Source organism: Aurantibacter sp. (assembly GCF_039941195.1).
In the GTDB taxonomy this organism is placed as follows: Bacteria; Bacteroidota; Bacteroidia; order Flavobacteriales; family Flavobacteriaceae; genus Aurantibacter_A.
Map to the genome: position 1 here is coordinate 55,876 of NZ_JBDVFA010000013.1, position 26,466 is coordinate 82,341.

Here is a 26,466-nt window from a genome sequence, read left to right on the forward strand (position 1 = left end):
AACTAATAATGAAAATGTCTACTTTCCTCAATAAACGGATTGCGCTTAGGTTGCAATGGAGCGTTTGTAAGTGCTCTAAATACCCAGAATAAAAACAATCCAGCAAAAAATAATATACCTCCTAATTCTGGGATACCAATTCCCCAATGTACTCCCACAGTAGCAGGCATAATAGCGTTGTAAATATCCATATAATGACCTGCTAAAATAACGATACCCGTCATACACACGAACCAATTCATTCGCTTAAAATCACTATTCATTAGCAATAATACAGGGAACAAGAAGTTCATTGCAATCATACCGAAAAAAGGTAATTTGTAATTTTCTATTCTAGTAACGTAGTATGTTACTTCTTCAGGAATATTAGCGTACCAGATTAACATAAACTGTGAAAACCAAAGGTATGTCCAAAAAATACTGATACCGAACATGAATTTTGCTAAATCGTGAATATGGCTATCATTTACATCTGGCAAATATCCTCTAGACTTTAAATAAACTGTTACCATTGCTATTGTAGTAATACCCGACACAAACATACTTGCAAAAATGTACCAGCCAAATAAAGTACTAAACCAGTGCGGATCAACACTCATAATCCAATCCCAAGACATCATTGATTCTGACACTAAATAGAAAACTAGAAATCCAGCAGACCATCTAAAATTCAATTTAAAATTAGAATCATCATCTGATTCATCTTGACGTAAAGATAATTTTCTAGAATATTCTCGATAAAAAATCCAACCACCCAAGAATATCGCTGCTCTAAGCAGGAAGAAATAAGGGTTTAAGAACCCAGATTTACCTTGTAGTAATTCATCATGTGCAACCACTTCTGGATCCATCCAAACAAATAGATGATTCATGTGCGCAACAGACATTGCTAATATCACAAATACGATTATTCCCCCAGGCACCAAATATGAAGTCACACCCTCCATTACTCTGAACAATAAGGGCGACCAACCAGCCTGTGCTGCTCGTTGTATAGCATAAAAAGCCAATGCACCCAAAGCTATCATAAAGAAAAAGAACGCCGCCACATACAATGCTGACCATGGTCTATTCTTTAATTGTGCTAATGTATGTTCATCATGAGCTGAATCGTGATGAGCCGTTTCGCCATGACCTTCAGCAGCATGAGCTACTTCTTCACCATGTGCTGAACCATCACCATCATCATGACTTGCAACAATAGCCTTAGCTTCTTCAACTGTACTAGGCGCAGAAAGAAAACCTGTTATTATGAATAAAGCCCCAACAGCCATCATAATAAAAGAACCTATTTTTAATCGATTTGAAAATGTGTACATATCTTGTATGCTAATGTATTATTTTGTTAAATCTTGTTTCAGTTTCACTACATATTCTGAAACTTGCCACATTTCTTTTGTATTCATTTGTGCGGCATAAGAACCCATTGAGTTCAATCCGTAATGAATAGTATGATAACTTGTACCTACTGTAATATTTCTGGCGGCATCTGCATAACTAGGCACACCTAATATTTTCTCGCGTTTCACAAGATTACCTTGCCCATCACCTTTATTACCATGACAAATCGCACAATAAATAGCATATAACTTTTGACCCTCTGCAAGATTTTCATCCATTTTTAAAGAATCTAAAGGACTTTCCATTAATCTAGCTATCTCTTTTCCTTCCGGGGTATTCTCATTACCATATGGCAACCAACCTCTTGAAATTGTATTGGCTGGTGGAACCATTGCTTCTTGTCCATTTGGTAAAATACCGGCCTCACCGTATGCCTCATAGCCCACGGGAACATACATATTTGGAAAATACTGATAATTAGGAGCATTATCGCTTTTACACGAAGACACCATCCAAATCAGTGCAAATACGCTTACTATTTTGCTAAAACTGTTCATATTAATGAAGGTTTTTCTCAGTCATATTAATCTCTACAGCACCTGTATCGAGTAATAAATCTTTTAACTCTTTTTCATTGTCGTGCACTTCAATTTCCATTACAAAATGGTCATCTGTTGTGCGTACATCTGGATTCTCAGCTTTTTTAAATGGCCATAATTTACTTCTCATATAAAAAGTAATAACCATTAAGTGAGCAGCAAAGAATACGGTTAATTCAAACATGATAGGCACAAAAGCCGGCATGTTTTCGATATAACTAAAACTTGGCTTACCCCCAATATCTTGAGGCCAATCAACAATCATAATATTGTTCATCATCCAAATTGCAACACTCAGCCCTAAACATCCATACATGAAAGATGTTATCGCTATCCTAGTTGGAGCAAGTCCCATTGCTTTATCTAGTCCATGTACAGGAAATGGACAATAGACTTCTTCTATATGATGTTTGGCAGCTTTTACTTTTTTGACTGCATGCATTAATACATCGTCATCATTATAATATGCCTGAATAACTTTAGATGCCATATCTATTTATTGTTATTTAGAATTCTTGCTTGGCCAGCCCAATCATCACGCTGTGCCCTTCCTGGGAATGATTCAGTAATAGAATCTAATAGATTATATTCCTTTTCCGTCATTCTACCAACTTGTGCAAATGTATAGATGCCAATTTGGTTTAGTGTTTTCTCCATCTGAGGACCGATACCTTTAACTTTCTTCAAGTCATCAGCTGTTTCTTTGGTCGCATCAAATGTCCCTATAGAACTTAACAAGTCAGACACACCAGTTTTATCATCTTTAGCTGGCACCAACTCACCCATTAAAACATCATCGGTAATTACTTCCGCTTTCGGCTCAACTACTTTACCTCTTTTTTCAATTTGATATAAAGGTTGACCAGAATCTCTTAAGTTCTTGTAGCGCTCACCAGAAGATTTCAATATCGATTTAACTTCAGCTTGTGCGATAACAGGGAATGTTCTTGAATACAATAAGAATAGTACAAAGAAGAAACCGATAGTTCCTACGAAAATTCCGATATCAACAAAAGTTGGAGAGAACATTGTCCATGAAGATGGAAGATAATCTCTATGTAATGAGGTAACAATAATCACGAAACGCTCGAACCACATACCTATGTTCACCACAATAGAAATAAAGAATGAGAACATAATACTTGTACGCAATTTCTTAAACCACATAAATTGAGGAGAAAACACGTTACATGTCATCATTGACCAATATGCCCACCAGTAAGGTCCAGTTGCTCTATTCAAGAATGCATATTGTTCATATTCTACACCTGAGTACCATGCCATGAATAATTCCGTAATATATGCACAACCCACAATGGATCCTGTTAACATGATTACAATATTCATTAGTTCTATATGTTGCACGGTAATATAAGCCTCCAAACTACATACTTTACGCATTATAATTAATAGCGTGTTTACCATTGCAAATCCTGAGAAAATTGCACCAGCAACAAAATATGGAGGGAAAATAGTGGTATGCCAACCTGGAATCACCGATGTAGCAAAGTCAAAAGATACAATGGTGTGTACAGAAAGTACAAGTGGAGTAGCAAGTCCTGCCAAAACCAATGACACCTCTTCAAATCGTTGCCAATCTTTAGCACGGCCTGTCCAACCAAAACTCAATAAACTATAAATTTTCTTTTGGAAAGGCTTAACAGCTCTATCGCGAATCATCGCAAAATCAGGAAGTAAACCTGTCCACCAGAATACTAATGATACAGATAAATATGTAGATATCGCAAATACATCCCAAAGTAATGGTGAATTAAAGTTAACCCACAAAGATCCAAATTGATTAGGAATAGGTAACACCCAATAGCCCAACCAAGGTCTTCCCATGTGTATTACAGGGAACAATCCTGCTTGTATTACAGAAAATATTGTCATAGCCTCCGCTGAACGGTTAATAGCCATTCTCCACTTCTGTCTAAACAAAAGAAGTACTGCAGAAATTAAGGTCCCGGCATGCCCGATACCTACCCACCAAACAAAATTGGTAATATCCCAGGCCCAACCTACGGTTTTATTCAGACCCCATGTTCCTATACCTGTTGAAACTGTATAAACAATACATCCAACTCCCCATAGAAAAGCCACCAATGCAATGGAAAAAACTATCCACCAATGCTTGTTAGCCTTACCTTCTACTGGCCTTGATATATCTACAGATACATCATGGTAGCCCTTGTCTCCAAGAACTAGCGGTTTACGTATTGGTGCTTCGTAATGCGACGCCATAATTTAATTTATTATTACTATGCTTATTCTTTAATTATGCTTCGTTTGTATTTCTCACTTTTACATGATAAAACACATTTGGTTTTGTTCCAACATGTTCTAACAAGTGATACATACGGTCACTCTCTTTTAATTTCGCTACTTCACTATCATGATCATTAACATCGCCAAAAACCATAGCTCCACTACTACAAGCAGCTGAACATGCCGTTTGGAATTCATCATCTTTAACTGGACGACCATCTCTTTTAGCATCAAGAATTGACTTCTGTGTCATTTGAATACACATAGAGCATTTCTCCATAACACCTCTAGAACGAACATTAACATCTGGATTAACAACCATTTTACCTAGGTCATTATTCATATGATAATCAAACTCATCATTGTTATTGTACAAGAACCAGTTAAAGCGTCTTACTTTATAAGGACAGTTGTTCGCACAATATCTAGTACCAACACATCTGTTATACGCCATATGGTTTTGACCTTGTCTACTGTGTGATGTTGCAGCAACTGGACAAACCGTTTCACAAGGAGCATGATTACAATGCTGACACATTACCGGTTGAAAAGCTACCTGTGGATTTGCTGTTGGATGTTCCAACTCTCCAAAACCTCCTAAAGATCCTTTATCACCAGAAAGACCATCAAATTCTTCTTTCTTGATATTATCTTCCTCAAAAGTTTCCTCTGACGAGTAGTATCTATCAATACGCAACCAGTGCATATCTCTAGACTTTCTAACTTCGGCTTTACCCACAACAGGAACATTATTTTCTGCATGACATGCAATAACACATGCACCACATCCTGTACACGCATTAAGATCTATTGAAAGATTAAAATGATGTCCAATAGAACGATCAAAACTATCCCATAAATCAACACTCGTTGCAGGAACTTCATTATGATCCAAAGACACCTGAGGAACATGATTCCATTCCGAATGATCTTTTGTATTAAAAATCTCTAATGTAGTTTCTTTTATTATATCACCGCGACCCATAAGTGTATTGTGCAATTGTACACAAGCAAACTCATGATTACCAGCTATCTTTTCAATCGTCACCGATTGAACATTTTTTAAATTTTGATACAATGGGTACGCATTTACACCCGTTTGCATTTCTGACTTCAATCCTACTTTTCTTCCATATCCAAAAGAAAGTCCTACAGAACCTGCAGCTTGACCAGGCTGAATAATCACCGGTACATTACTTACCGAAACTCCATTTACTGTTAGCTTCGCATAACTACCATCCAAACCACCATTCGCAACATTTTCATTTACAAATCCTAACTTTTCAGCATCAGCTTTTGAAACTGTTACATAATTATCCCAAGAAACTCTTGAAATAGGATCCGGAAACTCTTGCAACCATGGATTACCTGCTTGTTGCCCATCACCCATACCGGTCTTTGGATACAACTGCAATTCCATTCCAGCCATATTAGCACTTGCTAAACTCTGAACAGCAGAAGCTATCGAAACAGAGACTACCTCCTCAACACCCTCCAAACCTTCAACAGCCACTTCTTTATCAGCAGCATCAACTATTGTATTTACTGGATCAGCATCTTCAGAAACACTCTCACCAATAGCATCAGCAGGCACAAATACACCAGCTTGCAATGCTCTCCCCCAATCACTACCAGCTAAAACTGAAGCCGACCAGGTTTCTTTAATAAAATCGTAATAACTTAAATCACTACCCATCCAATTCAACAAGGTAGATTGAAATTGCCTAGTATCAAACAATTCAGTTATCGTAGGTTGCATTAAACTATAATGCCCTTTTTTCAATTGCGCATCACCCCAAGATTCTAAATAATGATTAGAAGCCGCTGTATATTGAGTTACTTCTGTAGTTTCATTCCAACTTGTTGAAAAAACAACAGAAAGACCAACATTATCAAGACCTTCTTTGAAGTCGGCAGCATTCGGCAAGGTATACATTGGATTAACCCCATCCATTATTAACGCACCCACATTTCCCGATTTCATAGACGAAATCAACGTACTTAAGGCCGCACTATTTCCTTGACGGGTATATCTTGGAGATTTAGCATCAAAGGCTTTACTTCCCAACATCTCATTAATCGCAAGTACTACAGTTTGCACATTAACATCATCAATACCAGAAACAACAACAGAACCACTCATATCCTTGCGAATAAGAGCTGCAGTTTCATCAATCGCCTTTTCTACATTTTCAGGTAATTCACCTCCCGCGGAAGTTCCATTTAATTTAGCGTATAATTTTGCTAAAGCAATCATCTGTTGCGATGGCGTTAAAGGAACACGCTTATCAGCATTAGCACCAGCTAAAGACATATTTGCCTCAAACTGTACATGCTTAGACATTTTTCCATTTTTAGGAACCCGACCTTTAGCATATCCTGCATCATAGCCACCACCTTGCCAATCTCCTAAAATATCAGCACCAAATGAAACAATAACATTTGCCTTTTCAAAATCATAATCAGCCAAGGCACGCTCACCATAATTAGCTTCAAATGCTGAAAGAGCTGCATCTTCAGAAACCGCATCATAAGTTACATGATTTACATTTCCATAAGCCGCTTTAAACTCTTCAATTAATTTTGAAGTAGAAGGACTAGCATAAGTTTGCGTTAACAACGCAATTTGCTTTCCAGAACTCTTCAAAGAACCCAATTTAGCTTTTACAGCCGCATCAAGCGTAGCCCACTCTGTTGGCTCACCATTTGCAACAGGTCCTTGTAATCTTTTACTATCATATAAAGACAAAACCGATGCTTGCACTCTAGCGTTACCAGAACCAGCAACTTTTGCCTCATTATTATTCTCAATTTTAATTGGTCTACCTTCTCTAGTCTTTACTAAAATACTAGCAAAATCAAATCCATCAGCTATAGTAGTCGCATAATAGTTAGCAACACCAGGAACTATGTTTTCCGGCTGAACAACATAAGGAATAGATTTTATAACCGGCCCTTCACAGGCAGCTATAGATGCCGCCGCAGTACTGAAACCAACATATTTCAAAAAATCTCTTCTATTCGTTGAAGTTTCAGACAAAATTTCTTTGTCGCCCAAAAATTCATCAATAGGTATTTCTTGAACAAATTCGTTCTGTTTTAGCGTCTCAACAATGGAATCGTTCGGATTTAATTCCGCTTCGTTTTTCCAATATTTTTTGTTTGATGCCATACTTATATCTGTAATTAGCTACTTAATTCTTGTTTAATAATGACACTTTCCACATTCCAAACCACCCATTTGAGCAGCAGTCAATTTCTCAACTCCGTACTTCTTTGAAAGCTCTTCGTGAATTTTAGCGTAATACTCATTACCCTCTACCTTAACATTGGTTTCACGGTGACAATTAATACACCACCCCATAGTTAAAGGCGAAAATTGCTCAACAATTTCCATTTCTTCTACTGGACCATGACAAGTTTGACACTCAACACCTGCAACTGTAACATGCTGCGAGTGATTGAAATATGCAAAATCTGGTAAATTATGTACACGCACCCACTTTACCGGTTTACTTTCACCTGTGTATTTTTGATTTTCCTCATCCCAACCAACAGCTTTGTAAAGTTCTTTTATCTGTTTGGTGTAAAATTCATTAGTATATCCATTTGCCAAATCATCTTTACTTGGTCCTTCAGGATTACCTTTATATTCATATATCGACTTATGACAATTCATACAAACATTTAGCGAAGGAATTCCAGAAGTCTTAGAAACTCGTGCAGATGAGTGACAATACTTACACTCTATCTTATTATCACCAGCATGAATTTTATGAGAAAAATGAATAGGCTGTATCGGCGCATAACCTTGATCAACTCCAACTTGCATAACATAGCCGTATGCAAAATAAGCACCCGACAATAACAACAATATCACTGTAACAAGAATTAAAAATTGATTTTCTACAAAAGCCTTCCATAAAGGTAATCGCTTCTCCTTCTCTTCAACCAGCTCAACTCCGTTTGCAGCAGCAATACGCTGCAAAGTTTTATTAACCAAAAGAAGCATTACCACCAACAAACCAAACACCAATGCAAGCGCACCCAATATTACTTCATTAGAAATACCTCCTGTACCACCTTGTGACACAACTTCACCAGCAGCTCCAGCAGCAGCCGGAGGCGGCGTTGCAGGCTCAGCAGCTGTATATGCCAAAATGTGATCTATATCTTCATTACTCAAAGTTGGAAAAGCAGTCATCGCTGCCTGATTATACTCAGCATACACCTTATTCGCATACGCATCACCTGAGGCTATCACACCTGGACTGTTTTTAACCCAAGCATACAACCACTCCGTATCTAAGCCTTCATCTTCTGCTAATCTAGAAGCCACTTTAGCCAATGCAGGACCCGTCATTTTTCTATCCAAAGCATGACATGCCGCACAATTTTGATTAAATAATTGCTTCCCCTTTACTGCATCACCACCAGTAGCGCCCTCTTCTTGAGCAAAAAGTGATAAGGAAAAAAGTAAGAAAAATACTGCACTTACACTGAAAACTCTAGAAAACTGATTTCGGTAATGAACCTTTTTCATATTAATTAAATTGCTTTCGGAATCTTGGCATGATATTTTCGTTAAGTACATTCTCTGGAGCTTAGTTTAAATATCTACCCTTAAATTGAAGGCAAAAATACAACATAGACTTTATTTGGAAAATGTTAAGTTATTTATAATTTACAATTTATAATTAATCTAAATAATATTAATTCACGTGGATTAAACTCGAAAAAATTACCTTTGTTCAAGCGATTAAAAATCAACATAATAGCACAAATGAAAATACTTTTATATACAGCAATCCTATTTGGAACCCTTGGCACAACCTATGCGCAGACGGGTAAAGTGAACATTGTTCAAGATCAAAAACTAGATAAATTACTAACTCAATACAAAACTGCAAACTCTAGTTCTGAATATTATCGTATACAAGTTGGTTTCGGATCACATGCAAAGGCGACCAGAATTAAGTCTGAAGTAGAAGTAGATTTTCCTAATTTGTATAGTAAAATTGACTTTGACTCCCCAACCTATAGAGTACGTGTTGGTAGATTTAAAAACAAACTAGATGCCGAACGAAAATTTATTGAGGTACGGGCAAAATATCCAGATGCTATGTTATTAAAACCAAAAAAATCGTCTAATTAGACGATTTTTTTTTGCTTTATTATATTTAATTATTACACTATTCCTACAATTTCTTTTTCACTGCAACTTCCTGGAAGCATTCAACAATATCACCTTCTTTAATATCATTGTAGTTTTTAATTTGCAAACCACAATCATACCCTTTAGCAACCTCCTTGGCATCATCTTTAAATCGTTTTAAAGAAGCTAATTCACCAGTATAAACTACAACTCCATCACGAATTAATCGTATTCCTCCATTTCTAAATATCTTACCAGAAGTTACCATACATCCTGCAATAGTTCCAACCTTAGAAATTTTGAATGTTTCACGAATTTCAGCATTACCAGTAATCTCTTCTTTAATTTCTGGTGAAAGCATACCCTCCATTGCATCTTTCAAGTCATTTATGGCATCATAAATAATTGAGTACATTCTGATATCGATTTCTTCCTTATCAGCAATATCCCTTGCATTACCCATTGGTCTTACATTAAACCCGATAACAATAGCATCAGAAGCAGAAGCTAATAATACATCAGATTCTGTAATAGCACCCACACCTTTGTGAATAATATTTACCTGTATTTCTGCAGTTGATAGTTTTTGGAATGAATCTGTTAATGCTTCAACAGAACCATCCACATCACCCTTCAAGATAATATTAAGTTCTTTAAAGTCACCTAAGGCAATTCTACGACCAATTTCGTCTAGTGTTATATGACGTTGCGTACGTACTGATTGCTCACGTTGCAATTGAGAGCGCTTTGTTGCAATTTGCTTAGCCTCTCTCTCATCATCCATTACATTAAAACGATCACCTGCCTGTGGAGCACCATCTAAACCTAATATTGAAATCGGAGTTGCTGGTCCTGCAGATTGCACTTCTTTACCGCGCTCATCATGCATTGCCTTAACTTTACCACTATGTGTGCCAGCTAATACATAATCACCAATTTTTAATGTACCATTTTGCACTAAAATCGTAGATACATAACCACGACCTTTATCCAAAAATGCTTCAACAACAGTACCGGATGACATTCTATCCGGATTTGCTTTAAGCTCTAACAATTCAGCCTCTAAAAGAACTTTTTCTAATAATTCCTTAACACCATCGCCTGTTTTAGCTGAAATATCATGTGATTGAATTTTACCACCCCAATCTTCAACTAATAGATTCATCTGAGCTAAACCTTCTTTAATCTTATCAGGATTTGCAGCTGGTCTATCTATCTTATTAATAGCAAATACAATCGGAACTCCAGCAGCTTGCGCGTGACTAATAGCTTCTTTTGTTTGCGGCATTATATCATCATCCGCAGCAATTACAATAACAGCAATATCAGTAACCTGTGCACCTCTCGCACGCATAGCCGTAAAGGCTTCGTGACCAGGAGTATCTAAAAATGTAATTTTCTGCCCTCCTTCTAATTGAACACCATACGCACCAATATGCTGCGTAATACCTCCACTTTCACCTGCAATTACATTTGCTTCACGAACATAATCCAATAATGATGTTTTACCATGATCAACATGTCCCATTACTGTTACAATCGGAGCACGTGGCTTCAAATCTTCAGCCGCATCAACTTCCTCTACAATTGCCTCTTCAATGTCTGAAGTGACAAACTCAACCTCATAGCCAAATTCTTCAGCAACAATAGATAATGTTTCAGCATCCAATCTTTGGTTCATGGTAACCATGATACCTAAAGACATACAAGCAGAGATAATCTGCGTTGTAGAAACATCCATCATTGTAGCAACTTCACTTGCAGTTACAAATTCAGTTACTTTTAAAATTTTACTTTCTAATTCTTGTTGTTCTAAATCTTTTTCAGTCTGCTCACGGTGTTGATCACGCTTGCTTCTTCTATATTTAGCACCCTTGCCCTTCTTAGATTTTCCTTGAAGTTTCTCTAGAGTTTCACGTACTTGTTTTTGCACATCCTCCTCTGTAGGCTCTACTTTCGGTGTATTAAAACGTTTGTTACCTGCTGCCGCTTTTCTCGCTGCAAAAGAATTATCTTTTCTACCACCGCCGCCTCCGCCAGTATTACTAACAATACGTCTTCTACGCTTTTTGCGATCGTTGTTATCAGAGGATTTAGGTGCTGGCTTTTTCTTCTCAGGTTTTTTAAACTGATCAAGATTTATCTTATCGCCAGTAATTTTTGGTCCCGAAAGTTTTTTATACTGAGTTTTTATTTTCTCGGCATTTCTAGGATCAACTTCTGCTGGTGTTTCTGGCTTAGTCTCTTCTTTCTTTACTTCCTTTACTTCTTTCTCAGCCTTAGCTTCTACAACTTCCTTTTTAACTTCAGGAGTCTCAATTTTTTGGGATATAATTTTTGGACCTTTTAATTTCGGTGCCTCAATTTTAACCTCCTCTATCTTTACCTTTTCAACTGGTTTAGGATCCTCAATTACAGGTTTCTCTATTTTTTCCGGTTCTGGCTTCTTAGCCTTTTTCCCATCAAGATCAATTTTGCCAACAGTTTTAGGACCAGACAATTCTACCTTAGCCTTAACAACCTCATTTGCAGAAGATCTTCTCTCACGAGCTACTCTTCGCTCCTCTTGCTCTTGTTCTGCACGAACACGTATTGCTTCTTTCTCTTTCCGTTTCTCTTCGCCGACTTCTTTAGATGCAACTTTCTTGCTCATATCAGTCTGAAACTCATCTTGGAGCACTTGATATATTTCATTGGATATTTTTGTGGTAGGCCTTGCCTCCACATCATGACCTTTAGACGCTAAATAATCTACCGCCCGGTCCAATGAAATATTAAGCTCCCTAAGGACCTTATTAAGTCTTATCGTTGCATTTCCTGCCATAAATGATATTACTTTTCTGCAATTTTTCGCTAATATATAGCTATTCTTCCAATTCTTCTTTTAGTATTCTTACAACTTCTGAAATTGTCTCTTCTTCTAAATCGGTACGCTTTACTAAATCAGACACATCTTGCTCTAAAACACTTCTAGCTGTATCCATACCAATTTTCTTGAATTCTTCAATAATCCAAGCATCTATTTCATCAGAGAATTCAGTTAATTCAACATCTTCCTCAACACCCTCTCTAAACACATCGATTTCATAACCAGTAAGTTTGCCAGCTAAACGAATGTTATGACCACCTCTACCTATTGCTTTAGAAACTTCTTCAGGTTTTAAATACACCTGAGCCGTCATTTTTTCATCGTTCAATTTCACAGACGAAACTCTTGCTGGACTCAAAGCTCTTGTCACTAACAACTGAGGATTACTAGTCCAGTTAATAACATCTATATTTTCATTACCTAATTCACGAACAATACCATGAATACGAGAACCCTTCATTCCAACACAAGCACCCACTGGATCAATACGATCATCATATGAATCAACAGCAACTTTGGCTTTTTCACCAGGAATACGAACGGCTTTTTTAATGGTAATTAAACCATCGAAAACCTCAGGAATTTCTTGAAAAAACAATTGTTCCAAAAATTTAGGTGACGCTCTTGACATTATAATAGAAGGCTTACTACCTTTTAATTCAACGCTTTCGATTATACCTCTAACGTTATCACCTTTTCTAAAAAAGTCTGAAGGTATTTGTCTATCCTTTGGAAGGATAATTTCATTTCCTTCATCATCAAGCAAAATAATAGCTTTATGTCTAATATGATGTACTTCAGCAGTATAAATCTCTCCTTCAAGATCTTTAAATTGCTTATATATGGTAGTATTATCGTGTTCGTGAATTTTAGAAATCAAATTTTGACGCAATGCCAAAATAGCTCTTCTTCCTAAATCTATTAATTTAACCTCTTCCGATACATCTTCACCAACTTCAAAATCGGGCTCAATTTTTTGAGCCTCAGCTAAAGAAATTTCCTCATTAGGATCTTCAACTTCACCGTTTTCTACAACGATTCTATTTCTCCAAATTTCTAAATCCCCTTTATCGGGGTTTATTATGATATCAAAATTGTCATCAGAACCAAACTTACGCTTAAGGGCACCTCTAAAGACTTCCTCCAAAATAGCCATTAACGTTACTCTATCAATGAATTTATCATCTTTGAATTCGGAGAACGATTCAATCAATGCAATATTTTCCATCAGTAATTACAATTAAAATTTTAATACAACTTTAGCTTCTTTTATTTCAGAAAACTCAATTTCTTGTTTTTTCTGAACTGTCACTTTTCCCTTTCCAATAGGCTTCGGCTCCCTAGCTTTCCACTCAAGCACGATTCCATTTTCAGTGGTTCCAGTTAAATTTCCTTCGAAAGAATCTTCATTAGTTCTAACCTTTAACTTTCTTCCGATATTTTTTCTAAACTGCCTTGGCATAACAAGCGGTGATGCCGCCCCAGCCGAAGTAACTTCTAAAGAAAAATCGGTTTCTTCACGATCCAGATTATGCTCAATAGCTCTACTAACTCGCATACAATCCTTTAATGAAATGCCATTATCACCATCCAAAACCACCTTAATAGAATTGTCGGTAGCAATTGAAAAATCGATTAAAAATAATGATTCATCTTCTTTTAAAGCCCCATCTAAAAGCGTTTTTACCTGTTCTTTCAGCATAAAATTTAGCAATAAAAAAGAGGACTTATTGTCCCCTCATGAATACTTCGATATCCTTTCAGTGGCACAAATATACATAAATTTTTGATTTTACTTACAACCTTAGTTTGAAGTTTCTATCGTATTTTTTTCTTGCAAATCATCAAAGATTAAATAACAAGCTTTAACTTTCGTAATATTAACACTTGTTTTCTATCCTTTTTTAAGGATTCCTAAAAACCCGACCATGGAAATTTTCTCTTCATACAATATGATTATCGGTGCCGCAGCCATTGTAATTATCTCATTTTGGTTTAACGGCATTTCCAAAAAAACAAACATTCCGTCAGTTCTAATGCTTATTGTTTTAGGTATTATACTTCAATTTGGGCTTAAGTATTTTATGGGTGACGCTATAGATTTTGAACAAAGCCTAAGAGGTACATTGGAAATAATTGGTACGGTAGGCTTAATAATGATTGTTCTTGAAGCTGCATTAGAACTCGAGTTAAAAAGAGAAAAATTAGTTCCAATTCTAAAATCTATGGCTATCGCATTAGTAGGACTTATCGGTTCAGCTTGGATTGCAGCCTTAATACTTTATCAGTTTATTGAAGGCATGACTATGCAAGCAGCTTGGTTATACGCCACCCCTTTATCCATTCTTTCCTCGGCAATAATCATACCTAGTGTAAGCGGTCTAAGCGCTAACAAAAAAGAATTTCACATTTACGAAAGTACTTTCTCAGACATTATGGGAATTATGATGTTTTACTTTTTAACCGGTGGCCTTAACCCTGAAACAGATTCTGGAGCAGCTGGATTTGCAGGCAACATAGTATTAACAATTGTTATAGCCATAATCGCTAGTTATGCCCTTGTATTAATTTTTCAGCGAATAAAAAGCCAAGCTAAGCAATTTTTATTAATTGCAGTATTACTATTATTATATGCTATTGGTAAAAAAATGCACTTATCATCACTTATTATAATTTTGATTTTTGGTCTTGTCATTGCAAATGTCAAATTATTCTTCCCAGGTAAAACAGCTATTTTTTTGGAGAAAGAAAAAATGCATCAGATTTATCATGAACTACACATAATTACTTTAGAAACCGCCTTTGTTGTTCGAACATTTTTCTTTGTAATTTTTGGAATTACCATCGTTCTAAGCTCCCTATTTAATCTAACTGTTGTTTTTGTTAGTTTACTAATTATTGCTTCTATTTATCTTATTAGATTTCTAATCCTCAAAGTATTTATTGGAAAAGACATTACCCCGCAACTATTTATTGCACCAAGAGGTCTTATAACGGTTCTTTTGTTTTATGCTATACCCGAGGAAGCTCAAGTAGCTACTTTTGAATCTGGTATTTTACTTTTTGTAATTATCGCAACTAGCTTAGTTATGACATGGGCCATGATTAAAGACAAACGAAAAATGAACACCCTTCTAGATGAAATAGATGAGGAAGTAATGGAACGAAACGAAGCAGAAGACATGCTTAACAAAACAGGCGAATACCAAGAGGAACTACCACCAGAGGAAGACGATTCATTTAAGACCACTGAGGACTAACAAAATTTATACTAGATAATCCCCAAATAAATGAATCGAAATATTGTTTTTATTTTGCTCCTCACAGTGCTAACTTCATGTAATTTTAAGAATAATCAATCAGCAGCAAGGCCTATTGATGACAAAAACAAAATAACCTCACCTATTGCATTAATGAAAAAAATGCAAATAGCTCTACATAATAAAGATTCTAACACAATTGCTAATTTCCTTATTAAAGATTCTACTAGAACACCTACTATGGCTAAGGCCTTAGCTGAATTAATTATAGAATTAAAAAACGGAAGCTATTATCAATTTAGGGAGCAAAACATAAAAATTTTTAAAAACTTGGACTTTAAACTACCTACCGGTACTGCACGTATTATGTTTGATATTGGTATGCTTCCAAGTTTCAGCACATTTGCAGAAAACGGCATCTACATTAAAGACAAGAACAAATTAACATATCACTTTTCTAACGAAAAGTCCGAAACTACATTTAGTATTAATCATGAAATGGAGATAAAAATAACGGATGATGGAATCAAGTTTTGGCCCGTTGGAATTCAACAAAGCAAAGCAATAATTTATACAAATCAGATAATAAATAATTTAGAATCAGCCATTACAAGTACTTCCAAAAAATTCAAACAACAAGAAAATTTAGATAATCTTATCAAATCCGCTGTAGGCGAAACATCCCTTACCTATAAAAAAAGCCCCGCAAATGGTAAAATAGAAGGTCGTAATTGGAAATTTCATAGTGGTAAAGCCGAAAAAGGATGGTTTGCAGGTAAGTATAAATACCTTATACAATTAACTAATCTTGAAGTGGAAAATGACTGCGAAAAAAATATAAATAATGATTATTACCAACTTCAATTAAGAAATGCAGGGGACTACAACTTAGCATATTCTGATTGCATTTTAACTATTTACAAAAAACAAAAAGACACCAAGGAGACAACTATAAACACACAAACTATAATTGATGGCAAAGTGAGTATTGAAATTGACAATAACAACAAATTTATTACTGGAAAAATAGCAGGTAAGTTGGATGATAACAACTATATAAATGGCACTTTTACTATACCTATCTGCGATAACTAGTTCTTTTTTAATTTTATAGATAATCTCACACTTAATGCAACCAGACAATTTTACCACTAGTTTCTTTGGCATAGGAATACAAAATGGAAAAACACCAGAGAATTTAGGAGTCTTATGGCGTACTGCTCAAAATTTAGGTGCAAGTTTCATCTTTACAATTGGCAAAAGATATGCGAACCAAGCATGTGATACACATAATGCAGTAAAATCATTACCTTACTACCACTACAAAGACTTTAAATCCTTTTTTGAGCACTTACCAAAAGGTGTAAGGGTAGTAGGAATTGAAAAAACAGCTAGTGCTGAAAGTTTAGAAAATTTCGCACACCCCAAACGCTGTGTTTATCTATTAGGAGCAGAAGATAATGGGCTGACTGTTGAAGCCATTGAACGCTCCCATTTTTTAGTGCAATTTGATTCTGAATTTAGTCTAAATGTTGCGGTAGCAGGAAGCATTGTTCTTTATGACAGAAGCAGAAACAAGCCAATGCAATAACATCACTGACTAAAAGATATAAAAACAAAAAAATCCCAATGTTAAAAAACATCAGGATTCTTCTTCAACTCTGTTGGCCCACAAGGACTCGAACCTTGAATGACGGTACCAAAAACCGGAGTGTTGCCAATTACACCATGGGCCAATACTTTGTTAGAGCGTGCAAATTTAAAACAAAGTTTGGTTTGCACAAACATTTTTTAAGACAATACTCGAAAAAATAACTGCGAGTACTTGTTAAAGCTTTATAAAATATAACTACTCATATTTATATTTATTACTAAATTCGTGCCGACGATAAACCTTATTCATAGTATGTTTTCAAAAGATTTTGAAAAGTGGGACCGCATCTTAGGGTGGGTCGTTTTTTTTATAGCCCTTATTATATATGCAATAACCGTTGAACCTACCAATAGTTTTTGGGATGCGGGAGAGTATATTGCTACTTCAGCAAAACTACAAGTTGGCCACCCACCAGGTGCACCTTTACTGCAAATGATTGGGGCATTTTTTGCCATGTTCGCATTTGAACCGAGCCAGGTAGCAAGAATGGTAAATTATGTTTCTGGTGTATCTAGTGCTTTTACTATTCTTTTCATGTTTTGGACCATCACCAATTTAACACGAAAATTAATAACGAAAAGCGAAACTATTAACAACGCTAAAGCCATTGCTATTTTAGGCAGTGGCATAGTTGGATCTTTAGCCTTTACCTTTTCAGATAGTTTTTGGTTTAATGCTGTTGAAACAGAGGTTTATGCTAGTGCGAGTCTAATTATGGCATTATTGCTATGGCTAGGTTTAAAATGGGTAGATAATATTGATGATCCTCGCGGGAATAAATGGCTTATTTTAATTTCATTCGTTGTTGGATTAACCTTTGGCGTGCAATTCATGGGCTTTTTAGCCATTCCATCTATAGGTCTCCTATATTATTTTAAGAAATATAAAACTACAACCGTTAAAAACTTTTTATTAGCCAATATCGCAGTGATTGCAATACTAATGTTAGTCTATAAATTTTCACTAACCTATGTGTTACAATTTTTTGGTTGGGGTGAATTGTTTTTCGTGAATAGCATCGGCCTTCCTTTTAATTCTGGTTCAATAATCATTGGAATTTTATTTATCGCTGCCTTTTATTTTGGATTAAATTATACCCGTAAAAACAACTACAGAACAGCAAACACAATCGTTCTGTGTTTAATGTTTTTATTTCTTGGCTTTTCTTCATGGATAATGCTACCGATACGTGCGAATGCCAAAGTAGTTATTAATGAAAATAATCCTGAAGATGCTAGAGCTTTACTGGCTTACTACAATAGAGACCAATACCCTGGTGTCGACAGCCCAGTTTATGGTACATATTACTCCAATATGTTTGCCCCAGCAGGCAAAAACCAAGATGTTAAACCCAAGTACGAGAAAGACGAAGTTCAAGGAAAATACATAATTGTAAACGACTATATCAACGCAGATCAAGGTCCCGACCCTGATCACGTAGGCCTACTACCTCGATTATGGAGTAGTCAACATGCCAAAAACTACATGCAGTATTTCGGTCCGCTTGATTTTAAAATGACTCAATCTAATGAAGAATTAGCACGAGCTGTAAGACAAGTAAAGGAAGGTTTTGCCAATGGCGAAATAGATGCTGAGCAATACATTGGGTTCTTAAATAGATTCAGCGACTACATAGAAGTTCAACCACCCTCAGTATGGGACAATATTAAGTACATGGTTCAATTTCAATGGGGCTATATGTACTGGCGTTATTTTATGTGGAATTTTACCGGAAAACAAAACGACATTCAAGGGAGATATAATGGTAATGGTGAATGGCTAAGCGGATTTAATTTTATTGACAGCCCACGCTTAGGCAGTCAAGAAAATTTACCTGCCGAAGTAGAAAATAATAAAGGCAGAAACACCTATTTCTTTTTGCCGCTTTTACTTGGTATTTACGGTTTAATTTTTCAAATATCAAAAAATCCAAAACAGTTCTGGGTACTTTTAATATTTTTCCTATTTACAGGATTAGCCATTCAATTTTACACAAATCCATATATTTTTCAACCTCGTGAACGCGACTATTCTTTAGTAGGCTCATTTTACGTTTTCGCCTTATGGATTGGTATTGGAGTTTATGGGTTATTCCATGATTTTAAAAAATGGATAGCACCTAAAATACTTGCTCCGGCAGCAACTGTTTTATGTCTTTTAGCAGTTCCATTTTTAATGGCCTTTCAAAACTGGGATGATCATGACAGATCTAATCGTTTTACTGCAAATGCATCTGCAAAAGCCTATTTAGACTCATGTAAAGAAGATGCAGGATCAATATTATTTACTATTGGTGATAATGACACCTTCCCAACTTGGTATGTACAAGAAGTAGAAGGCTACCGAACCGATGTACGCATTGTATGTACTAGCCTTTTTGAAACGGATTGGTACATAGACCAAATGAAACAAAAGGCATATGAAAGCCCTGCTATACCTTCTCAGATTGAGCACATAAAATATCGTTATGGAAATCGTGATGTTCTTTACCACCAAAAGGCAACAGAGAATAGATGGCCAATACAAGACTTTATCAATTGGGTGGATAGTGACAAACCACAAACAAAATTAAGACATATTCTTACTCAAAGAAATGCTGACTTATCTGATTACCCAGAAAGTTTTTTAAACACTGTCTACTACCCAACACATAAAATTAGAATTCCAGTAAACAAAAAGAATGTATTAGAAAGCGGACTTGTAAAAGAAAAAGACTCTGCTTTAATCGTTGACTATATAGATATTGATATATCGCAAAGCGCCATCACTAAAAAAAGTATGATGATGCTCGACATTGTAGCAAACAATGATTGGAAAAGACCACTGTATTTTTCTGGTGGTAGTTTTGATGATGCAGAATATATTTGGATGAAAGACTACCTGCAACTCGATGGCTTAACATACAAATTGGTACCGATTAAAACAGAGCGTAAAAATGCTTTTGACATGGGTCGTATTGACACCGATTTAATGTATGATATAGTAAAAAAATGGGATTGGGGAAATTCTGGGAGTGATGAAATTTACCATGACACACAGACGAGAATTCAAGGCATTTCGTATCGTAGTAATCTTGCTCGCTTAACAGAAGCACTTATTAAAGAAGAAAAAATAGACAAAGCCAAAGAAATAATTGAAATGTCTATTAAAAATTTACCTGTAGAGTATTTTGCATATTACACTTTTGTAGAACCTTTTGTAGATGGTTACTTTAAAGTTGGTGAAACTACTAAAGCAAGAGCTCTTTTCGATAAGTTAAAAATCATTTATCAAGAACGTTTAGAATATTATGACGGAATGACGATTGACGAGCAGTACGAGAATATTGACGAAATTATTGACGACATGTCAGCCTATCGCAGAGTAATTGACATTCTAATTAATAATAACGATCGCGAAATGGCCGAAAAAGAAACATTGATATTCAATGAATATATTGACAAATTCGAACATTTCTATAAGGATAATATTTTAGAAGAAGAGGAATTACAGCCAACAGGTAGTACTAATCCAGATATGACAGACACCATGCCGGTACCGGATACAATTGCTAACGACGGAACACAAACTAAAGACACTGTTTTAGCTATAGGAGGTAATTAAAGAAATACTAACTATTTATTGTCTTTCGGATAGAACTTGAAGAAATCTAAGACAATGGATTAATGCCAAACTAATAAATCAGTTTTAGATACCTTTTTATAGTACTTGAAAAAAAAGCAGTATTAAACGTATTCGTTTAAAATGCCAATTAATGTATTAGCGTCTTGTTCACCGCTTTGGCGCCAAACCATTTCACCTTTTTTATAAATCATTAAAGTAGGCAATCCTTTCACCCGTAGTGCTTGTGAAAGCTCTTTGTTTTTATCAACATCTATTTTGATGACCTTACCTTTGTCACCCAAAGCAGCAGCTACATCCTTTAATACAGGATGCATTGATGTAGATTGTTCATTCCATTCTGCGTAAAAATCCAACAAAACTGGAACCTTTAAATCTATAAGTTCACCGAATTTTGACATAATTTAAAACATTGAGTTACTATTCAAAAGTAATGAAAAATGTTAAAAGAGTATATTCGTTAAGGCTTTTGTAGCCCTATAACGTAGTTAAAATCATGTTAATGATTTCTTTTTTAATGTTATCACCGTAATTTCAGGCCATATACCTACTCTACCAGGATAACCTAAGAATCCAAAGCCCCTATTTACATTTATGTATTGCCCCATTTGTTCGTAAATACCTGCCCAATATTTATACCGCCACTTTACAGGACTCCACTTAACCCAACCTGGTATTTCTATTCCGAATTGCATTCCATGCGTATGCCCACTTAAGGTTAAGTGATAATGCAAATCATCATCAACAACAACATCTTCCCAGTGTGACGGATCATGACTTAGGAGAATTTTAAAGTCATCGAAATTAATTTTACTTACAGCTTTTTTAAGATCACCTGCTTTTTTAAATCCTCCTCTTCCCCAATTCTCAACACCCACTAAAGCAATCTTAGCTCCATTCTTTTCGAGATATCTACTATCATTTAATATCAAATCAAAACCTATTTCCTTTTGAAGAATCTTTAAATCTTCTAAGTTTTGAGCTTTTTCTTGCGGTGATGGCCAATCTACATAATCTCCGTAATCATGATTTCCTAAAATAGAATACTTCCCATCTTTGGCCTCTAACTTAGCAAAAAGATTCGCCCAAGGTTTCATTTCAGAAGCCTTATTATTTACCATATCACCGGTAAAAAAAAGCACATCACTTTTTTGTTTATTTATTAAATCTATGGCATAAGCTATTTTATCATGATTATCAAAACTACCACTATGAACATCTGATATTTGAGTGATTTGATAACCATCAAATTCTTCAGGTAAATCATCAAATGCCAAATCATACTTCAACACTTTAAAATTGTATTTACCTTTATACATACCATAGAGCAATGCACCAAAAGGCAATGCGGCAATACCTAACCCAATTATACTCAAAAATCGACGACGCGATGGAAGACTAAATTCGTTAGAAGTGCCTACTAATTTCTGGTAACTAGCAGCTAAAAAACGAAAAACATCCTCAGAAAAAAGAAAAAGAATACTAACCAATTTAAATGCAATTACAGCTAAAAGTAAGCCTGCGGCATAGCTCATCGGCCTACTCAAAACACGACCTTCAGAAGCGCCAAAAGTCCACTGATAAATAAAATTAGCAAGCACCAATATGGAAACTGCTGCAACTCCATAATATACCCATTGCGATTTTGTTGCAGTTTTTAAAGCCTGAAGCATATAAAAACCCAACAAAAAATATATTGCGATAAAAAACAACCATCTAAACATTGCTACATTTTTTACAAAGGTATTTTATTAAAACTCCCCAATTATTGGATTTTGGTATTATTTAACTGATTTGACCACCTCTTGAATCATTTCCAAATTAGATATTGGCAAAAAACTATCTGACAACATTTGCGGTGAATTCATTCCCACTTTGGGATTGACATTTAACCTTTGAACCATTTGCACAGCTGATAAATGAATTGCTTTAAATCCTTGCTCTTTAAACAAGTGTGCATTTTTAAAATCAATACCAGACCCTGGCATAATCATAGTTTTATTAGAAGTCTTATTTAATTTAGTAAGCAAACTAATACCATCAACCGCTTTTTTTTCTTGACCAGAAGTCAATATCGTATCTATTATTGAATTATCAATCCAGTCTAATGCTTGCATAGGATTGCTCACCCAATCAAAAGCCCGGTGAAACGTTATTTTCAAATCATCACACAACAAACTCAACGCATCAAGTCTTTTTTCATCCAAAGCAAAATCAGCATCTAACATTCCTAAAACCACACCATCATATCCAAACTCTTTACATAGTTTTATGTTTTCCTTCATAATTTGAAATTCGTAATCAGAATATGTAAAATTACCACTTCGGGGACGTACCAATACACGAACAGGAATAGATATTTTATCAATTACCGCCTTTAAAATCCCATATGATGGTGTAATTCCACCCACTGCAAGCTCCGAACAAAGTTCAATTCGGTCTGCCCCAGCCTTTTCGGCATTCACGGCAGATTCCAATGTATTAGCACAAACTTCTACAATCATATTCATTATATTTAGCGGTCTTAAAAGTAACCAGATATAGGTCATGAAAAGAAGAAAATTTTTAAAAAAATCGTCAATTGGTACTGCAGGAGTATTTTCTACTCCCCTTTTAGCCTCTTGTCAAGAAAAACCAAAAGATTCAACTTTATTAAATGACAAAGTCAAAATAATAAAACCAATAGTAGTTTGCACTTGGAATTTTCACAAGGCCACAGCTAAGGCATGGAAAGTACTTAATATGGGTGGTAATGCTTTAGATGCTGTAGAACAAGGAGTAATGATTGAAGAAGCGGACACCAACAATCAAACAGTAGGCGTTGGCGGAAGACCTGATCGCGATGGCAATGTTACTCTAGACGCCTGTATTATGGACAAAGAAAGTAATTGTGGAGCCGTGTTATGCATGCAAAATATAGCGCACCCTATTTCAGTTGCTAGAAAAGTCATGGAAGAAACTCCGCATGTAATGTTAGCAGGTAAAGGTGCTGAACAATTTGCTTATGAACAAGGATTTAATAAGACAAATCTATTAACTGAGCAATCGAAAAAAGAATGGCTGGAATGGAAAAAAACTTCGAAATACGAAACTATTATAAATATCGAAAACCACGACACTATTGGCATGTTGGCTATAGATAAAAATGGAGATATAGCTGGCGGTTGCACCACTAGTGGTATGGGTTACAAATATGCAGGTCGTGTTGGAGACTCTCCTATAATTGGTGCCGGATTATTTGTCGATAATGAAATAGGCGGAGCGACTGCAACCGGGGTTGGTGAAGAGGTAGTACGTACAGTAGGTAGTTTTTTAATTGTTGAATTAATGCGTCAAGGAAAATCACCACAAGAAGCCTGTGAGGAAGGAGTAAAAAGAATTATGCAAAAAAACAAAGGCCGTAAAGATTTTCAAATTGGCTTTTTAGCAATTAATAAAAATGGGGAGACAGGTGGCTATTGCGTTCACCCTGGGTTCTCATATAGTCAGTATACCGAAGAAGGACAAATTAATCATCCTGCCGAATCGTTTATTAAAGCTTAAAAAATACAAATCATTACAATGTCAGATCAAAAAAGACTTTTTCTACTCGATGCCTACGCTCTTATTTTTCGTGGTTATTATGCATTTATAAAGAATCCACGTATCAATTCTAAAGGCATGGACACCTCAGCAATCTTAGGATTTACCAATTCTTTGCTTGATGTCATAAAAAGAGAACGCCCCGATCATTTAGCTGTTTGTTTTGACAAAGGTGGAAGTGTATCAAGAGTTGAAATGTTTGAAGCATATAAAGCCAATAGAGATGAAACCCCAGATGGTATTAAAATTGCTATTCCTTATATCGAAAACATTCTTAAAGCAATGAACATTCCTGTCATTGTTAAAGAAGGGTATGAAGCAGATGACATTATAGGTACGCTTGCAAAAAAAGCTGAAAAAGAAGGTTACAAAACTTTTATGGTTACACCAGATAAGGATTTTGCCCAATTAGTAAGTGAGAATATTTTTATGTATCGCCCAATGTTTGGCGGTGGCTATGAAACTTGGGGCATACCTGAAGTACAGAAGAAATTTGAAATTGAACGTCCTGAACAAGTAATTGACTATTTAGGAATGATGGGAGATTCTGTAGACAATATTCCTGGATTACCAGGAGTTGGTGATAAAACAGCGAAAAAGTTCTTAGCAGCCTATGGAAGCATGGAGGGTCTTTTAGCAAATACACACGAGCTAAAAGGTAAAATGAAAGAAAAAGTAGAAGCCAATGCTGAACTTGGAATACTTTCAAAAGAACTCGCCAAAATACTATTAGATGTTCCAGTAGAATTCGATGAAAAAGATTTTGAAATGTGTGATCCAGATGTACCCGCTGTTACAGAAATTTTTCAAGAACTTGAATTTAGAAGACTGCTAGATAATTTTATTAAAACCTTTGCATCAAATCAAGAAGCGACTTCACAATCATCCAATCAAAGTAAACCAAAAACCGAAGCAAGAAAACCTAGCGCTGCTGGCGCAGGTCAGTTTTCTCTTTTTGGTGGTGACCCTGATAGTGATGCTCCGACCATTGAAAATGGACGTAAAACCATTTCTGACACTTCGCATGTATATCAAAGCATCTCGCAAGGTATGGCTATGAAATTGTTTGTTCAAAATTTAATGAAACAAACTTCAGTATGTTTTGACACCGAAACTACCGGACTTAATCCCATTACAGCCGATTTAGTAGGAATTGCATTTTCTTGGGAAATAGGCAAAGGATTTTACGTGCCTTTTCCTGAAAATAAAGAGGAGTCACAAGCATTAATAGAATTATTGCGCCCCTTTTTCGAGTCTGAAAAAATAGAAAAAATAGGACAAAACTTAAAGTACGATATTAAGGTTCTTAAAAAGTATGCTATTGAAGTTAAAGGCGGACTTTTCGACACCATGTTGGCACATTACTTAATTAATGCGGATATGCGGCATAATATGGATGTTTTAGCCGAAACTTACCTCAACTACACTCCCGTATCCATAACTGCGTTAATCGGAAAAAAAGGAAAAAACCAGTTATCAATGCGAGATGTTCCGTTAGAAAAAATAACAGAATATGCCGTTGAAGACGCCGACATCACCTACCAATTAGCGCAACATTTTAAACCTGAATTAGCTGAAGCTAAGAATGAGAAGCTATTCAATGATATTGAAATTCCATTATTACGTGTACTTTCTGACATGGAATTAGAAGGTATTAATCTTGACATTTCATTTTTAAATTCACTTGCCAACGATTTAGAAACGGATATTAAAAATCTAGAAGCCAAAATATATGAAGCCGCTGATGAGGAATTCAATATCGCTTCCCCAAAACAGTTAGGTGAAATATTATTCAATAAATTAAAGCTGGTAGACAAGCCTAAGAAAACTAAAACTGGTCAATTTTCAACTGCTGAAGATGTACTTTCATATCTAGCAAAAGACCATGAAATAATTCAGAATGTTTTGGAATATAGGGGACTTGCAAAATTAAAAAGTACTTATGTTGACGCCTTACCTTTACAAGTAGAACCTAGCACAGGAAGAGTACATACCAATTATATGCAAACAGTAGCCGCTACTGGTCGTTTAGCCAGTAACGACCCAAACCTACAAAATATACCCATAAGAACCGAAAGAGGAAGACAAGTACGTAAAGCATTTATACCAAGAGATGA

Annotated in this window: 19 protein-coding genes and 1 tRNA gene; 7 read left to right on the forward strand and 13 right to left on the reverse strand. The window is 35.7% G+C overall.

All coding sequences use genetic code 11. The features are described from left to right. Nucleotides 1-2 precede the first annotated feature (2 nt). From ABJF52_RS02500 to ABJF52_RS02525, 6 genes are read right to left on the reverse strand one after another with little or no spacing between them, the layout of a single operon-like run. Nucleotides 3-1,319, reverse strand: coding sequence for a quinol:cytochrome C oxidoreductase (locus tag ABJF52_RS02500; RefSeq protein ID WP_348145816.1), 1,317 nt, complete (start codon nt 1,317-1,319; stop codon nt 3-5). A gap of 18 nt (nt 1,320-1,337) precedes the next feature. Beyond that, nucleotides 1,338-1,898, reverse strand: coding sequence for a cytochrome c (locus ABJF52_RS02505; RefSeq protein WP_348145819.1), 561 nt, complete (start codon nt 1,896-1,898; stop codon nt 1,338-1,340). 1 nt (nt 1,899) lies between these two features. Continuing rightward, a complete protein-coding gene (locus ABJF52_RS02510) occupies nt 1,900-2,430 on the reverse strand; it encodes a DUF3341 domain-containing protein (RefSeq protein ID WP_348145821.1) in 531 nt (176 codons plus the stop codon). A 2-nt stretch (nt 2,431-2,432) separates the two neighbouring features. Next, nucleotides 2,433-4,184 (reverse strand): NrfD/PsrC family molybdoenzyme membrane anchor subunit, encoded by a 1,752-nt coding sequence (gene nrfD, locus ABJF52_RS02515; RefSeq protein WP_348145824.1) that lies wholly within the window; start codon nt 4,182-4,184, stop codon nt 2,433-2,435. Between the two features lie 34 nt (nt 4,185-4,218). Beyond that, nucleotides 4,219-7,380, reverse strand: coding sequence for a TAT-variant-translocated molybdopterin oxidoreductase (locus tag ABJF52_RS02520; RefSeq protein WP_348145827.1), 3,162 nt, complete (start codon nt 7,378-7,380; stop codon nt 4,219-4,221). A 33-nt stretch (nt 7,381-7,413) separates the two neighbouring features. Continuing rightward, a complete protein-coding gene (locus ABJF52_RS02525) occupies nt 7,414-8,751 on the reverse strand; it encodes a cytochrome c3 family protein (protein ID WP_348145829.1) in 1,338 nt (445 codons plus the stop codon). Nucleotides 8,752-8,991: 240 nt separating this feature from the next. On the opposite strand from ABJF52_RS02525, the gene ABJF52_RS02530 reads away from it, so the two are divergent. Next, nucleotides 8,992-9,363, forward strand: a complete 372-nt coding sequence (locus ABJF52_RS02530; RefSeq protein ID WP_348145832.1) for an SPOR domain-containing protein — start codon at nt 8,992-8,994, stop codon at nt 9,361-9,363. A 43-nt stretch (nt 9,364-9,406) separates the two neighbouring features. On the opposite strand, the gene infB is transcribed toward ABJF52_RS02530, so the two are convergent. Genes infB through rimP form a run of 3 tightly spaced genes read right to left on the reverse strand, consistent with a single transcriptional unit; the run spans nt 9,407 to nt 13,934 of the window. After that, complete coding sequence (gene infB / locus ABJF52_RS02535; RefSeq protein ID WP_348145835.1) at nt 9,407-12,187, reverse strand: translation initiation factor IF-2; 2,781 nt, start codon at nt 12,185-12,187, stop codon at nt 9,407-9,409. A 40-nt stretch (nt 12,188-12,227) separates the two neighbouring features. After that, nucleotides 12,228-13,460: a transcription termination factor NusA gene (gene nusA, locus ABJF52_RS02540; protein ID WP_348145837.1), complete on the reverse strand. Its 1,233-nt coding sequence runs from the start codon at nt 13,458-13,460 to the stop codon at nt 12,228-12,230. Nucleotides 13,461-13,472: 12 nt separating this feature from the next. Beyond that, nucleotides 13,473-13,934 (reverse strand): ribosome assembly cofactor RimP, encoded by a 462-nt coding sequence (gene rimP / locus ABJF52_RS02545; protein WP_348145840.1) that lies wholly within the window; start codon nt 13,932-13,934, stop codon nt 13,473-13,475. Between the two features lie 226 nt (nt 13,935-14,160). Between rimP and ABJF52_RS02550 the strand changes: the two genes are divergently transcribed. The 3 genes from ABJF52_RS02550 to ABJF52_RS02560 are packed head-to-tail and all read left to right on the forward strand — an operon-like array spanning nt 14,161 to nt 17,083. Further along, entirely contained in the window at nt 14,161-15,492 is a 1,332-nt protein-coding gene (locus ABJF52_RS02550) for a cation:proton antiporter (RefSeq protein ID WP_348145843.1), read from the forward strand. 30 nt (nt 15,493-15,522) lie between these two features. Continuing rightward, entirely contained in the window at nt 15,523-16,587 is a 1,065-nt protein-coding gene (locus tag ABJF52_RS02555; protein ID WP_348145846.1) for a hypothetical protein, read from the forward strand. A 34-nt stretch (nt 16,588-16,621) separates the two neighbouring features. Further along, entirely contained in the window at nt 16,622-17,083 is a 462-nt protein-coding gene (locus ABJF52_RS02560; protein WP_348145849.1) for an RNA methyltransferase, read from the forward strand. A gap of 73 nt (nt 17,084-17,156) precedes the next feature. On the opposite strand, the gene ABJF52_RS02565 is transcribed toward ABJF52_RS02560, so the two are convergent. After that, nucleotides 17,157-17,228: transfer RNA gene (locus tag ABJF52_RS02565), tRNA-Gln, on the reverse strand. Between the two features lie 170 nt (nt 17,229-17,398). Here ABJF52_RS02565 and ABJF52_RS02570 point away from each other — a divergent pair. Next, entirely contained in the window at nt 17,399-20,749 is a 3,351-nt protein-coding gene (locus ABJF52_RS02570; RefSeq protein ID WP_348145852.1) for a DUF2723 domain-containing protein, read from the forward strand. A 122-nt stretch (nt 20,750-20,871) separates the two neighbouring features. Here the strand turns inward: ABJF52_RS02570 and ABJF52_RS02575 are convergent, their stop codons facing one another. From ABJF52_RS02575 to ABJF52_RS02585, 3 genes are all read right to left on the reverse strand, one after another. Continuing rightward, the gene (locus ABJF52_RS02575) at nt 20,872-21,168 is read right to left on the reverse strand and encodes a thioredoxin family protein (protein WP_153757627.1); all 297 of its coding nucleotides are present in this window, start codon (nt 21,166-21,168) and stop codon (nt 20,872-20,874) included. Nucleotides 21,169-21,261: 93 nt separating this feature from the next. Then, a complete protein-coding gene (locus ABJF52_RS02580) occupies nt 21,262-22,491 on the reverse strand; it encodes a metallophosphoesterase (RefSeq protein ID WP_348145855.1) in 1,230 nt (409 codons plus the stop codon). A 57-nt stretch (nt 22,492-22,548) separates the two neighbouring features. Beyond that, nucleotides 22,549-23,316, reverse strand: a complete 768-nt coding sequence (locus ABJF52_RS02585; RefSeq protein WP_348145858.1) for a copper homeostasis protein CutC — start codon at nt 23,314-23,316, stop codon at nt 22,549-22,551. On the opposite strand from ABJF52_RS02585, the gene ABJF52_RS02590 reads away from it, so the two are divergent. Further along, a complete protein-coding gene (locus ABJF52_RS02590) occupies nt 23,315-24,310 on the forward strand; it encodes a N(4)-(beta-N-acetylglucosaminyl)-L-asparaginase (protein WP_348145861.1) in 996 nt (331 codons plus the stop codon). The genes ABJF52_RS02585 and ABJF52_RS02590 overlap by 2 nt on opposite strands. An 18-nt stretch (nt 24,311-24,328) precedes the next feature. Further along, nucleotides 24,329-26,466 (forward strand): DNA polymerase I (gene polA / locus ABJF52_RS02595; protein WP_348145864.1); only part of this gene is annotated, 2,138 nt, incomplete at its 3' end.